The sequence below is a fragment of the Mesorhizobium sp. M7A.F.Ca.US.005.03.2.1 genome (genome assembly GCF_003997795.1).
In the GTDB taxonomy this organism is placed as follows: domain Bacteria; phylum Pseudomonadota; class Alphaproteobacteria; order Rhizobiales; family Rhizobiaceae; genus Mesorhizobium; species Mesorhizobium ciceri.
Genome location: NZ_RZRP01000059.1, coordinates 1 through 14274 on the forward strand (window position 1 = coordinate 1; position 14274 = coordinate 14274).

Sequence of the window (14274 nt, forward strand, 5' to 3'; positions counted from 1 at the left end):
GTGCTGGTCGCCATCGATCTCGCCTGGGTGCTCGCCGCATCACAGGCGCGCAAGCTTTTGAAGAGCAAGCGCGCCATGAAGATCGCCAATCGCATCAGCGCCACGACGATGGCCGGTGCGGCGGCCGCCATAGCGACGCGGTCCTGAGCCGGCGCGTCACATCACTTCAATGATCGGCGCGATCTCGACGCTGAAGGCCGGGTTCATCAGGATCGGGCAGTCCTTGGCCTTGGCGACGGCATCGTCGATGTCTTTCGCTTCGACGATCGTGTAGCCGGCGGCCGGATTGCTGCCGCCATTGTTCTCGACCTTGCCGCCGGGCAGCACCATCTTCGACATGCCGACCGGATTGCCGCCGTCGACCACAGCCGAGCCGAGCTTGCCGTACCAGCCGTTCCAGGCGTCCATTGCGGCCTTCCGCTCGGCCTCGTCGGTCGGCATCTTGCCCGAGCCATGATAGACGTAGAGATACTTCGCCATGTTCTCCTCCCTTGGTGAGCGGCATCGAACCGGCATGCGGTCATGCCGCCTGCCGATCATCGGACCAAACCGGCAAACAAGCAACGAGAATGCGACACTGCTAATATAACGCCCCGGTCTGGATCCTGCCGCAATCCGTCACCTTGCCATGGCGTGGTATTCGTCGTTCGGCCGCATATCGATTGCCGCGGCCACGCGGTTCGACATGTTGAAGAAGGCAGCGGTCGAGGCGATGTCCCAGATGTCGCGATCGGTGAAGCCGGCCTGACGCAGCGCGCCCCGGTCGGCCTCGACGATCTTGGCCGGCTCTTGCGTCAGCTTGACGGCGAATTCGAGCATTGCCGTCTGCCTGGGCGAAAGATCGGCGGCGCGGAAATTCATCACCATCATTTCGCCGAGCGCCGGATCGCCGGAGAGCTGGCGCACCGCCGCGCCGTGCGCGGTCAGGCAATAGTAGCAATGATTGATCGAGGAGACGGCGACCGCGATCATTTCGCGCTCCAGCTTCGACAGGCCGGACTCACCCAGCATCAAATCGTTGTACATGTCGGTGAAGGCGCGCAGCTTCTTGTCGTCGAAGGCATAGGCCCTGAGCACGTTGGGGACGAGGCCGAGCTTCTCCTCGCATTTGGCGAAATAGGTTTTTGTCGCCTCGCTCAGCTCTCCCTGGCCAAGATCAAGCGCGCTGATTTTGCCGGTCATGGGTCATTTCTCCTCGTTGCGCGGCATCTTGTCGCCAAATTCCGATAATTCTTGGCAAGCCGTCAAACCTTTGTCGCCAAACAGCGGTCATCTGCTACCATAGTCGTAAAAGCATTCGACGGGAGGGACGTGCGTCATGGCCAGCGTGAAATCCGCGAGCAAGCCGAAGAAAAAAGCCACGGCAGCGCTTAAAGCGGAGGAAAGGCCAGCCAGGCTTGCAGACTATCTGCTCGCCCGCGCGCCAGCTGAAGACATTGCTCCCTACGATGTGGCCGACCTGGAGCGGGCTGCCGATCTCGCCGGCCAGGCAGTCGCCACTCACAGGAAAGGCGAGTGCGTCGTCGCCGTCGATGCCGATTCGGGCGTTGTGCGAGACGGCCGCCCGATGACGGTTGTCACGGTCGTCAACGACAACATGCCGTTCCTGTTCGATTCCATCCTCGGCGAGATCACCGAGACATCGGGCGAACCGACCCTGGTCACCCATCCGGTTATCGTCGTGCGCCACGGCAAGGGCGGCGTGGAAGAAATCCTCGGCGACGGCAATTTCGCCAAGGACGATGGCAGCCACGACCGGCTGAGCGTCATCCATGTCCACATCCCGCGGCTGACATCCGAGCAGGCGAGCGGATTGAGCGAGCGGCTGCGCAAGATCCTTGGCCAGGTTCATGCCGCCGTTCACGACTGGAGGCCAATGCTGGCCCGCCTCGATCAGGCGATCTCGGAATTCCGCTATACGGCCGTGCCGCTCGACAAGAAGAGCGTTGCCGAGGCTCTCGCCTTCCTGGAGTGGCTGCGCGACGACAATTTCACCTTCCTTGGCATGCGCGAGTTCAAATACACCGGCGGCGAGGAAAGCGGCACGCTGGAGCGCGCTGAAAAGCCTGGCCTCGGCATCCTGTCCGATCCCGACGTGCTGGTGCTCAGGCGCGGCACCGAAGCGGTAACGACGACGCCGGAGATCCGCGCCTTCCTGCATGGGCCGGAGCCGCTGATCGTCACCAAGGCCAATGCCAAGTCGTCCGTGCACCGCCGCATCTATCTCGATTACATCGGCATCAAGACCTACACCGCCAAGGGTACGCTCGCGGGCGAATTGCGCATCGTCGGCCTGTTCACCTCGACCGCCTACACGCGCTCGGTGATGAAGATCCCGTATCTGAGGTCAAAAGCCGAAACCATCATCGCCAAGTCCGGCTTCGACCGGCACGATCATTCCGGCAAAGCGCTGATCAACGTGCTGGAAAGCTATCCGCGCGACGAGCTGTTCCAAGTGCCGGTGCCGATCCTGCGCAAACATGCCGCCGCCATTCTGGGCCTGGTCGAGCGGCCACGCGTGCGGGCGCTGGTGCGCGCCGACCAATTCGACCGTTTCGTCTCAATCCTCGTCTTCGTGCCGCGCGACCGTTACGACAGCGTCGTGCGCGAGAAGATTGGCTCCTATCTGAAAACCGTATTCGAAGGCCGGCTGTCGGCCTACTACCCGGCCTTTCCCGAGGGCGGGCTGGCGCGCGTGCACTTCATCATCGGCCGCTCCGGCGGCAAGACGCCGAAGGTCGAGCAAGCGACGATAGAGGCGGCGATCCGCGACATCGTGCGTACCTGGGAGGACGCCCTTTCCGATGCGGCCGAGGCCAGTGGCGGCGACCAGGCTTTGAAGGCGATTGCCGCGCGGCTGCCGGAAAGCTACCGCGATTCGTTCAGCGCGGCGGTGGCGCTGGCCGATGCCAGGCGCATTGCCAAGATCAGCGCCGGCAATCCGATCGCCATCGATTATTATCGCCATGCCGAGCAGAAACCGCACCAGGCATCACTGAAAATCTATCATCATGGCAGCCCGGTGGCGCTGTCGCGCCGGGTGCCGGTGCTGGAAAACATCGGCTTCCGCGTCATCAGCGAGCGCACTTTCGAGGTCGGCGACGACCAGGTCGGCACGATCAATAGTGATCGGCCCGGCTTAGTCTTTATTCATGACATGGAGCTTGAGAACAGCTACGGCCAGCCGATCGACCTGACCGATGGCGGCGCGCTGTTCGAAGATGCGTTCCTCTCCGTCTGGCGCGGCGACGTCGACAATGACGGCTATAACGGCCTCGCCCAGACCGCCGGCCTGTGGTCTGGCGAGATCACCATCCTGCGCGCCTATGGCCGTTATCTGCAGCAGGTCGGCATTCCGCAAAGCCAGGATTTCATCGCCGCCGCGCTCAACCGCTATCCCGACATAGCGCGTGGCCTGCATGCGCTGTTCATCGCCCGGCTTGGCCCGACAGCGGAGACCGAAGGCGTGGTGGCCGCAAAGCACCTCAAGGCCAAGATCAAGGATGCGCTGGAGGATGTGCCGAACATCGACGACGACACCATCATCCGGCGCTACCTCAATCTGATCGAAGCCACGCTGCGCACCAATCATTTCGTTGCCGATACGAAAGAAAAGGGCCAGTCGCTGGCGATCAAGCTGGACTCGCACGCGGTCGAGGGCTTGCCGGCGCCGCGGCCGTGGCGGGAGATCTTCGTCTACGGCTCCGAGGTCGAAGGTCTGCATCTGCGCTTCGGTCCGGTGGCGCGCGGTGGCTTGCGCTGGTCCGACCGCGCCCAGGACTACCGCACCGAGGTGCTCGGCCTGGTCAAGGCACAGCAGGTCAAGAATGCCGTCATCGTGCCGGTGGGCGCCAAGGGGGGCTTCTATCCGAAGAAGCTGCCGATGAGCGCCGGCCGCGACGCGATCTTCGAGGCCGGTACTTCGGCCTACAAGAACTTCGTCTCCAGCCTGCTGTCGATCACCGACAATATCGGCCTCGACGGCGTCATCCCGCCGGCCGGCGTTATCAGACGCGACCCGGACGATCCGTATTTCGTCGTTGCCGCCGACAAGGGCACGGCGACCTTCTCCGATACCGCTAACGCGATCTCGGAGAAGCACGGCTTCTGGCTCGACGACGCCTTCGCCAGCGGCGGCTCGGCCGGCTATGACCACAAGAAGATGGGCATCACCGCCAAGGGCGCCTGGGAAGCGGTCAAGCGGCATTTCCGCGAGATCAACCGCGACATCCAGACCTCGTCCTTCACCGTCGTTGGGGTCGGCGACATGTCGGGCGACGTGTTCGGCAACGGCATGCTTTTGTCCCCGAAAACCCGGCTGATCGCGGCCTTCGACCATCGCGACATCTTCATCGATCCCGATCCCGACATGGCAGCCTCGATGGCCGAGCGCGAGCGCATGTTCGCGCTGCCGCGTTCGAGCTGGCAGGACTACGACAAGACGAAACTGTCGGAAGGCGGCATCATCGTCTCGCGCAACCAGAAATCGATCACCTTGCCGGCGGCGGCGGCGGCGGCGATCGGCCTGGCCAAGACCACCGCCACGCCGGTCGAGATCATGACCGCCATCCTCAAAGCGCCGGTCGATCTTCTGTGGTTCGGCGGCATCGGCACGTATCTCAGGGCATCGACCGAGACCAATGCCGAGGTCGGCGACCGCGCCAACGATGCCATTCGCATCACCGCGCTCGACGTCCGGGCGAAAGTGATCGGCGAGGGCGCCAATCTCGGCGTCACGCAGCGGGCGCGCATCGAGTTCGGCATGAATGGCGGCCGCTGCAACTCCGACGCCATCGACAATTCGGGCGGCGTCAACTGCTCCGACGTCGAGGTCAACATCAAGATCGCGCTGGCTTCCGCCATGCGCAAGGGGTCGTTGACACGCCCGGCACGCAACAAGCTGCTGGCCGAGATGACCGAGGAGGTCGGCTCGCTGGTGCTGTCCAACAACTACCAGCAGACGCTGGCGCTTTCGATCGCCCGCAAGCGCGGCCTCGCCGACATCGCGCATCAGAGCCGCTTCATGACGGCGCTGGAGGCGCGCGGCCTGCTCGACCGTGCCGTCGAGACGCTGCCGTCGCCGGCAGCGCTGGCCGAGCGTGAAGCGCGTGGCGAACCGCTGACCAGAGCCGAACTCGGCGTGCTGCTCGCCTATGCCAAGATTGTGCTGTTTTCCGACATCGTCGCCAGCGACGTGCCTGATGACGCGCATTTCGACCGGGACCTGATGGGCTATTTTCCCGACCAGATGGCGAAGAAATACGCCGCCGAGATCCATGGCCACAGGCTGCGCCGCGAGATCATCACACGGGTCGTCGCCAACGATCTGGTCAATCGCGGCGGCCCATCCTTCGTCAACCGGCTGCAGGAGGCCACCGGGCGCACCGCCGCCGACGTGGTGCGGACCTTCGCGGTGGTGCGTGACGGTTTTGCCTTGCCGGCGCTCTATCGCGAGATCGACGCGCTCGACAACCAGATCGACGGCCAGGTGCAGCTTGATCTCTATCAGATGGTCAGCCGGCTGATCTATGTGACCAGCGGCTGGTATCTGAAGAACGATGCCGGCACGGCACCCCTCAGCCAGCGCATTGCCGAGTTGCAGGAAGCCCGTAAGGCGCTGGAGCCCAAGCTCGTTTCGCTGCTGCCGGCCTTTTCACGCGAGCGCATCGAGGAGAAGCGGCATGGGCTGTTCAAGGCCGGCGCGCCGGAAAGCTTGGCCGGGCAGCTGGCACTGAGCGAGGTGGCGGAACTCATCCCCGACATCGCGCTGACGGCGCGCACCGCCGGCGCCGATATCGTCGCCGCGGCCAAGGCGTTCTTCGCCGTCAGCGATGCCTTCCGCATTCCGCGTGTCGAGGACGCCGCACGCTCGATCACGCCATCGGACTACTACGATCAGCTGGCGCTTTCGCGCGCCACCGACACGATCGATGCGGCACGGCGCGGCATCGCGGTGGCGGCGCTCACCGGCCACGCCAAGACGGCCGATCCGGTGGCTGCCTGGCTGGACGCCGGCGGCGAGCGGGTGGCGCGCATCCGCGAGCGGCTGCAGGCGTTGACCGAGGGCGGCGACATCACCGTGTCGCGGCTGTCGGTGGCGTCGGGGCTGATGAGCGATCTGACGGGGATGTGAACCGTCGATGATTGCCACACGCATTGTCGGGTGCGTGTGGCGCCTTTTCCAATGTTGTCGGCGCTTGGCGTTCAGCAAGCTCACCAGGAATGTTTGAGGGTGCCGACGATTTTCAGCCGGTCGCCGTAGAATTCGGTCCCGTAATAGCTGGTTGTCAGATACTTCCGGTCGAACAGGTTCGTTGCGTTCAAGGCCAACGTCACGTCCTTGGTCATCTTGTAGCTAATCGCCGCATCCACCAGTGCGTAGCCGCCAATCGAAATGGTGTTCGCGTCATCCCCGTAGGTTTGTCCGATATAGCGCACGCCACCGCCGATGGTCAGGTCGCCACGCGGTCCTTCCTCGGGAAGCGTGTAGTCGACCCAGGCTGACGCCAGGTGGCGAGGAACGCGCTGCGGCCGATTGCCGGCATTCCCGCCAATGCCGTCTTCCAGGATCTCGGCATCCCAGTAGGAATAGGCAAGCGTCAGGTTCAGGTTTTCCGCGATGGCGGCCTTGCCCTCGAGTTCGATGCCGCGGACGCCAACCTTGCCGATCTGCTGCTGGACAACAGGCGTGACATAGGTCGGAACATTGGTTTGGGTAAGGTCGAAGACCGCGGCTGTGAACAGGCCGTCGAAGCCGTCGGGCTTGTACTTGATGCCTGCCTCATACTGTTTGCCCTCCTGAGGCTTCAACGAGCCCGAGACCGCATACCCGTTGGCGCTTGGCGACACGAGCGGCTGGAAGCTTTCCGAATAGTTGGCGTAGACCGCGAGGTTCGGGGTGAATTTGTAGGTCAGGCCGGCGCGCTTGGTGAAGGCCGATGCGGTGTCGTCGTCCTGCGTTCCCAGGTCGAGATAATCAGCAGTCGTCTGCACGCGGTCCCAGCGCCCGCCCAGGGTGACGATCCAGCGGTCGTCAAACGTCAATTGCTCCTGGGCATAGACACCGACCGCCTGTTGCTTGACCCGCCAGTTCACGTAGGGGCCGAGGTTGATGCAGGATAGACCGCAATAGGTCGGGTTGTCGATGTCGATGGGACCCGCGGTGCCGAAGAGGATGTTTTCGCGGGTGTTGTCGTTGGCGTAGTCGACGCCGACAAGCGTCTTGCTGTCGACCCGGTCCCAGCCCGTATCGTATTGCAACTGATTGTCGAAGGCATAGCGGTTGGACAGGCCGCCGACGGAAAATGCCGTGCGGTCCGCCGTGGGGTCAAGCGACGCGCCGTAGACCTCGGCGTAGTCGAGGCTCAAATGCGTGTAGCGGGCATTGGAGCGGAAGGTGAGATTCTCGTTGAATTGATGTTCGAACTGGTAGCCGATATCGACCTGCTCGGTGTTGAAGCGGTTGAAATCCGGCTCGCCCAGGAAGGTGCCGATGTCGATATTGGCGCCGGCGGGGGTGCCGCGTGCGCCTGTGCCATCTCGCTTGTAATAGTCAGTCAGGATGGTGAGCGAGGTTCCTTCCTCGGGCTTGATGGTCAACGCGGGTGCGATGTAAAGCCGGTCGTCGTTGGAATAATCCCATCCTTGATCGCTATCCTTGGCCAGCCCGGTAAGCCGATAGGTCCACACGCCATCGGCGTCGATCGGCCCGCCAAAATCAACGCCAATCTCCTTGGTGCCGTCGCCATAGGACGTGTAAATCTCCCCCTGCTTCTGGTCCAGCGGCCGCTTGGTAATGGCGTTCACCAATCCGCCAGGGCCGTTGAGACCAAAAAGCGTCGATGTCGATCCCTTCAGGACCTCCACGCGCTGAAGTCCGTAAGGTTCGAGACGGCTGGCCGTGAACCAGGCTGGGATGCGCGCCGTCAGGCCGTCGCGATAGGTACCGAGCGATGTCTGGTCGAAACCGCGGATGCGAATATAGTCGTATCGGTCATCGTTGCCGAACTCGTCGGTGAGGACGCTGGATGTGTAGGCCACGGCCTGCTGGAGGCTTTCGATATGGCGCGCCTCCAGTTCCTTTTGGGTTACAACTGAAACCGAGGCGGGAACGTCGACGATCGGCGTATCGGTCTTGGTGGCGGTCGCCGTATCCTTGGCGACGATCGTTTGATCGGGCCCGCCAACGCGGTCCGACTTGCCGGTGACGACGATCGTTTCCAGTTGAGTTGCATCGTCCGGCGAAACGTCCTGGGCCCGGCCGGTCCCCACCATTCCAAAAGATGCCGCTATCAAGGCACTGCTCGCAATCAATCGCCTTGCCTGAATGCGCAGCAATGCCTGTCGACCAATCGTCATCTCTTATTCCCTGTCAGACCAATTTCGAGCAGTTCGGCCGGTCACCGTTCCGGCCCTGCGCGAGCGCAATTAGTCAAAGCGGACAAAAAGAGTCAACTTAATAATCAAGAGATCCACGCCGGCGACAATCGTTGCGAAGCAGGGGGTGGAGGACGGCGCCGGACCTACGGTCCGGCTTCCCCCACGAGAAAAATACGGGCTTGGTTCGCGTAGCGGACGAAAGCCGGTTGCATGGCTTTCGAACAGTGAACGCCCGGCAACGTCAAGGGTACGGCACCGAGCTTCGTTCATTGCATGAGCGCATGAAACATGCAGACATGGCGCCCGACACGGAACCGGTGCCGAGGGATCATGATGACGGTAGAGACAGTGCAGCGTGCGTCCGGGCGCGGCATCTGGGGATGGATGCTGTTCGACTGGGCGGCGCAGCCGTTCTTCACGGTCGTGACGACCTTCATCTTCGGACCTTACTTCGTCTCGCGCATGGCGAGCGATCCGGAGACCGGCCAGGCGGCCTGGGGCTACGGCATTGCCGCGGCAGGTCTTGTCATCGCCGTGCTGTCGCCCATCCTCGGCTCGATTGCCGACCAGACCGGCCCGCGCAAGCCCTGGATCGCATTCTTTGCCGCGGTCAAGGTCACCTGCCTTTGCATGCTTTGGTTCGCGGCCCCCGGTTCGAACCTTTTCCTGGTCGTGCTGTTCTTTTCGCTGGCGTCGGTCGCGGCCGAGTTTTCGACCGTGTTCAACGATTCGATGATGCCGCGCCTGGTGCCGAAGAGCGAGATCGGCCGAATCTCCAACATGGCCTGGGGCCTTGGTTATCTCGGCGGCATGATCGCGCTGATCTTCGTCGTCGCTTGCTTGGCCGGTTCGCCGGAGACCGGCAAGACGATCATCGGCACCGACCCGCTCTTTGGGCTCGACCCGAAGCTCGGCGAGGACGCGCGCGCAACCGGGCCTTTGTCAGCCGGCTGGTACTTCCTGTTCATCCTGCCGATGTTCTTTTTCACCCCCGATGCCATCAAGGGCCTGCCGATCGGCCCTGCGGTGCGAGAGGGGTTGGCGGAGCTGAAAGTGACGCTGGGCGAGGTGCGCAAGCGCAGCGGCATCTTCCGCTTCCTGGTCGCCCGCATGATCTATCAGGACGGTGTCAATGCGGTGCTGGCGCTGGGGGGCACTTTCGCAGCAGCGATGTTCCACTGGTCGATCACCGAAATCGGTATTTTCGGCATCATTCTCAACGTCGTCGCCATCTTCGGCTGCCTGGTTGCGGCCCGTCTCGACACGGCGCTTGGCTCAAAAACCATCGTCATGATCTCGCTGGTCCTGCTCAGCATCGCCACGATCGGCATCGTCTCGACCGGACCGGGCTATACTTTGTTCGGCCTCTGGATGATGCCTGGACCGGACAGTGGCGGCCTGTTCGGCACCGCAGCGGAAAAGGCCTACATCTTCTTCGGCCTGTTGATCGGTGTGGCTTTCGGGCCGGTGCAGGCGTCGTCGCGATCCTACATGGCGCGCAGCGTCACGGCGGCAGAATCCGGCCGCTATTTCGGCATTTATGCGCTGGCCGGACGGGCGACCAGTTTCCTGGCGCCGTTCATGGTCGCGTCCGTCACCTTGGCCAGCGGCTCGGCACGGCTCGGCATGGCGGTGATCGTGCTGTTCCTCGGGATCGGCATAGCGATCCTGGTCAAGACGCCCTATCCGGCGGACCGGCCGGCGGAGTGAGTTCTTTCTTCCTTCTCCCCTGTGGGGTGAGCGGCCGGTTCGCGAAGCGAATTCATCGTGCCAGGGGCACGATGAAAGGCTGGCGAACGCCGGGACGCTGCGGAGCAGCGGGGACCCGGCAGGGCGGATCGTCCACCGCCCGGCCCTTCGCGGGCTCAGGGCGTTCGAAGCTCGAAAAGCCAAGCAATTGGCTTTTCGTTTGCTGCGCGAACCGCTTCTCACCCCGCAAGGAGAGAAGGAAGAAGTGCGTCAATGCCTGAAATGCCGGACGCCCGTAAACACCATGGCGATGCCGTGCTCGTCGGCAGCGGCGATGACGTCCTTGTCGTTCATCGAGCCACCCGGCTGGATAACGGCAGTGGCGCCGGCGGCGATCGCCGACAGCAATCCGTCGGCGAAGGGGAAGAAGGCGTCGGAGGCGACGACCGAGCCCTTGGTCAGCGGTTCGGCAAGGCCGGCGGCCTCGGCGGCGTCGAGTGCCTTGCGGGCAGCGATGCGTGAGGAGTCGACCCGGCTCATCTGGCCGGCGCCGATGCCGACGGTGGCGCCGTCCCTGACGTAGACGATGGCGTTGGACTTGACGTGCTTGGCGATGCGGAAGGCGAATTTCAGGTCGACCATTTCGACCGGCGTCGGCGCCCTCTTGGTCACCACTTTCAGTTCGAGGTCGTCGACGACAGCGTTGTCCCGGCCCTGGATGAGCAGACCGCCGGCGACGGATTTGACCGTCGTGCCCGGCGTGCGCGGATCCGGCAGCCCACCGGTGACCAGCAGGCGCAAATTCTTCTTCGCCGCGACGATGGCCGCTGCCTCGTCAGTGGCGCCGGGCGCTATGATGACTTCGGTGAAGGTTTTTACGATCTCTTCCGCCGCCTCGGCGTCGAGGGTGCGGTTGACCGCGACGATGCCGCCGAAGGCCGAAACCGGGTCGCAGGCGAGCGCCTTGGCGTAGGCGGCTTTCAGCGAGGTGCCTTCGGCAACGCCGCACGGGTTGGCGTGCTTGATGATGGCGACGGCGGCGGAACGCGCCGGATCGAACTCGCCGACCAGCTCGAAGGCGGCGTCGGTGTCGTTGATGTTGTTGTAGGACAGCTGCTTGCCCTGCAACTGACGCGCCGTGGCGACGCCCGGCCGCTTGTCGCCATTGATATAGAAGCCGGCGCTCTGATGCGGGTTCTCGCCATAGCGCATCACCTCGACCAGCCTGCCGCCAAAGGCACGCCACGTCGGGTGTTCGATCTCGAGCGCTTCGGCGAACCAGCCGGAGATCGCCGCGTCATAGCTGGCGGTGCGGGCGAAGGCCTTGGCGGCCAGCTTCTTGCGGAAATCCAGCGACAGCGAGCCGATGTTCATCTCCAGCGCGTTCAGCACCGAGGCATAGTCGCCGGGATCGGTGACGATGGCGACATAGGCGTGGTTCTTGGCCGAGGCGCGGATCATGGCCGGGCCGCCAATGTCGATGTTCTCGACGATCGATGCGTAGTCGGCGCCGGAGCGGCGGACCTCCTCGAACGGATAGAGATTGGAGACGACGAGATCGATCGGCTCGATGCCGTATTTGCGCATTGCCGCTGAATGCTCCGGATCGTCGCGCACGCCAAGCAGCGCGCCATGCACGCCGGGATGCAAGGTCTTGACGCGGCCATCCATGATCTCGGGAAAGCCGGTGAGCTCGGAGACGTCGCGCACCGGAAGGCCCGCGTCAGCGATCGCCTTTGCCGTGCCGCCGGTCGAGACCAGCTCGACGCCTGCGGCTGCCAGCGCCTTGGCGAAATCGATGAGGCCAGTTTTGTCGAAAACGGAGAGCAGGGCGCGACGCACGGGAACCAGGTCTGGTGCGGGAATGTTCTTGGCGGCGACGGCCATGGGCTGGCGGCCTTTCACGACTGGTGTGGTGGGTGCCCGGCCCGTAGCACATGCCGCCCGGAAATCAAACCAGCGGTCAGGTGGGTCAGTTGTTTTCCGGGTAGCCGGCGATGCTGGTGCGGGTCAGCTGCCAGTGGACTTCGGCGATTTCCGAGGCCTTGAAGGCAAGCACGATCTGGCGGCTGCGGCGCGGGCCGCCAAGGCCGGCGAAATAGATCGATTCCTCGACCTCCGGCACGACTTCGGCCGATGTGAACACCCAGGTGTCGGCCTGATCGGCAGCCAGCACCAGGCGGTCATGCTCGTCCTGCAAAAGGTTGACATCGGGATGAACGTGGAAGCGGACGGTGACGAAGTCGCGGCCATTGTTGCGGATCGCGGCACTGCCGGGGCGCTGGAAGCGGTCCCGGCCGGCCAGCACATTGCCGTTCGACGACAGCTTCAGTTCGCGCTCATGCAGGAAACCAAAGCGCGCGACATAGCCGTCATGGCGGGCGATGAAACCCTGAACGCCCTTCTGGTCGGTACGCTTGCACTGCACATGCTGCGGGCCGCCGATCAACGGCGAACCGAGCAGGTCGTTGACGCGCAACGAGTGGCTGAAGCGCGCCGACGAGGTGTCGTTGATGGTGGCGGTCGAGTGCGCGGCGGTGGCGCGCGCCAGCGGCCGGAATTCAGCCGCGCCGTAGGTGTCGATGCCGGCATTGACGATGTAGTGCTGGCGCCCGGACGACAGTTCGAAGGCAAGGCAGCTGGCATGTGCGGCATTGGACACGTCGACCGGCGGCGGCGGGCCGGTGTCGGCGATGACCGTGGTGCCGCCCATAGACAGGCGCTCATAGCCGGAATGCGGCGCATGCAGCAGCGGCGCGCCAGCGGTGTCGTCGTGGCGCAGGATGGTGGCGATGCGGTCGTGGATGGTGGCGCCCATGCCGTTGAAGCGGGCGAGGCTGCCATCCTGATGGCGGAAGAAGCGCAGCGCCGGCAGCATGCGGTCGATGGCGCCGATCAGCGCCTGCGGCGGCGTTTCCGCCTGGTTGGCATAGGTCTGGCGCAGTGGCAGAAGGTCGGCGAGGATTTCCAGGACGACCATCGGATTGCGCGAAATGTGCCCGCCATCGGCGAGGATCTGGCGGTCGAGTTCCTCGGCAAGATTGCGGGTCGCGCCACGCAGCGCCGATGCCGGCGCCGGCAGGGACAAGGCAGCGAAGGCGAGCGCGATGCGGGCCCGCAGCCTGTCCTTGCCGTCGGGCATTTCGCGCGCCATCGACCTGAGATAGCGGATCTGCATGGCAACCGACTTCAGGAAGGCGCGGTAGAAAGGGAACTCGGCGCCCTGCAATACGACCGAGGAGTGCTGCAACCAGGCGATGATGCGCTTGGCCGTCGTGCCGGGCTCCCAGGCGATGCCGGAAATATGGCTGCCATGCATGGTGATCCAATCGGAGACCAGGGCGCGGGCATTGGCAGCGGCAAGCTCCGTGCCGGCGGCGCGCATATGGCGCAGCCAGCGAAAGCCGTGCAGCGTCTTCTGCCAGCCGTGATTGGGCACGTTGATCTGGAAAGGCGACTTGCCGCCGGTCTCGACCAGATGCCCCGACAGGGGATAGCGGCCGTAATAGATCTCGAGTGCGATCTGCGGGTCGGCGAGGCGCAGGTCCGGCGGTGCGATCAGCACACGTTCCGGCGTGCGGCCGGAATAGCGCCAGCGATAGACAGGCCCGGCGCGCAGGCGCCGGCGCGTTTTGCGCCAGAACTCCTTCGCGACAAGCGTCCACAGACGCGTCGTGCTGCTGGCAGCCAGTGCCAAAACCCCTCCTGATCGTCCTCTACCCCGGCGCCGAGTCTACATGATTGCACGATTCGTGCGAAGGCGAATTCCACGAGCCCGGGCCGGTTCACCTGCTTCTGCCGCCGGTCCTGCCTAAAAAAGGCAGCAAATCCGGCAGTTCAAGCCCTAGCCGGCTCGCCGCATGCGAGCGGCGAAGAAGCCGTCGAGGCCCGAGCGTTCCGGTGCGCCGAGGTCCAGGTCGGCGGGCGTGGTGCGCAGCGTGCCTTGCGGCGTCAGGAATGGATCGATGCCGGCGATCTCGCCTTGCAGCAGCGGATCATTGGTGATTTCAGGCGTGCCGGCGAGAAAGGCGCGACAGAGATCCTCGCCTTCGAGCGGATCGAGCGAACAGTTGGAAAAGACGATCCTGCCGCCGGGCTTCACCAGCGTCACAGTGCGGGCGAGCAGCCTGCGCTGCAGGTCGGCCAGTTTTTCCACATCGGCCGAAGTCTTGGTCCATGGCACGTCGGGATGCCGCCGCACCGTGC

At 63.9% G+C, this 14274-nt stretch carries 7 protein-coding genes and 2 pseudogenes; 3 read left to right on the forward strand and 6 right to left on the reverse strand.

From position 1 onward, the window contains the following. A pseudogene (locus EN991_RS40735) lies at positions 1 to 147 on the forward strand (LysE family translocator); the annotation flags it as partial. Between the two features lie 9 nt (positions 148 to 156). Here the strand turns inward: EN991_RS40735 and EN991_RS05640 are convergent. Further along, positions 157 to 480 (reverse strand): hypothetical protein, encoded by a 324-nt coding sequence (locus EN991_RS05640; RefSeq protein WP_013529006.1) that lies wholly within the window; start codon positions 478 to 480, stop codon positions 157 to 159. 138 nt (positions 481 to 618) lie between these two features. Further along, entirely contained in the window at positions 619 to 1182 is a 564-nt protein-coding gene (locus EN991_RS05645) for a peroxidase-related enzyme (protein WP_063169467.1), read from the reverse strand. A gap of 136 nt (positions 1183 to 1318) precedes the next feature. On the opposite strand from EN991_RS05645, the gene EN991_RS05650 reads away from it, so the two are divergent. Next, positions 1319 to 6133 (forward strand): NAD-glutamate dehydrogenase, encoded by a 4815-nt coding sequence (locus EN991_RS05650; protein WP_127368341.1) that lies wholly within the window; start codon positions 1319 to 1321, stop codon positions 6131 to 6133. A gap of 80 nt (positions 6134 to 6213) precedes the next feature. On the opposite strand, the gene EN991_RS05655 is transcribed toward EN991_RS05650, so the two are convergent. Next, the gene (locus EN991_RS05655; protein ID WP_127368342.1) at positions 6214 to 8358 is read right to left on the reverse strand and encodes a TonB-dependent siderophore receptor; all 2145 of its coding nucleotides are present in this window, start codon (positions 8356 to 8358) and stop codon (positions 6214 to 6216) included. Between the two features lie 354 nt (positions 8359 to 8712). Here EN991_RS05655 and EN991_RS05660 point away from each other — a divergent pair, with 354 nt between their 5' ends. After that, a complete protein-coding gene (locus EN991_RS05660) occupies positions 8713 to 10089 on the forward strand; it encodes an MFS transporter (RefSeq protein WP_027163687.1) in 1377 nt (458 codons plus the stop codon). Positions 10090 to 10338: 249 nt separating this feature from the next. On the opposite strand, the gene purH is transcribed toward EN991_RS05660, so the two are convergent. From purH to EN991_RS05675, 3 genes and pseudogenes are all read right to left on the reverse strand, one after another. Then, a complete protein-coding gene (gene purH, locus EN991_RS05665) occupies positions 10339 to 11955 on the reverse strand; it encodes a bifunctional phosphoribosylaminoimidazolecarboxamide formyltransferase/IMP cyclohydrolase (protein ID WP_127368343.1) in 1617 nt (538 codons plus the stop codon). A gap of 85 nt (positions 11956 to 12040) precedes the next feature. Further along, positions 12041 to 13765 carry a heparinase II/III family protein gene (locus EN991_RS05670; RefSeq protein ID WP_013529012.1) on the reverse strand — a complete coding sequence of 575 codons (1725 nt, stop codon included), beginning with the start codon at positions 13763 to 13765 and terminating at the stop codon, positions 12041 to 12043. 147 nt (positions 13766 to 13912) lie between these two features. Further along, positions 13913 to 14274, reverse strand: a pseudogene (locus tag EN991_RS05675) (MFS transporter); the annotation flags it as partial.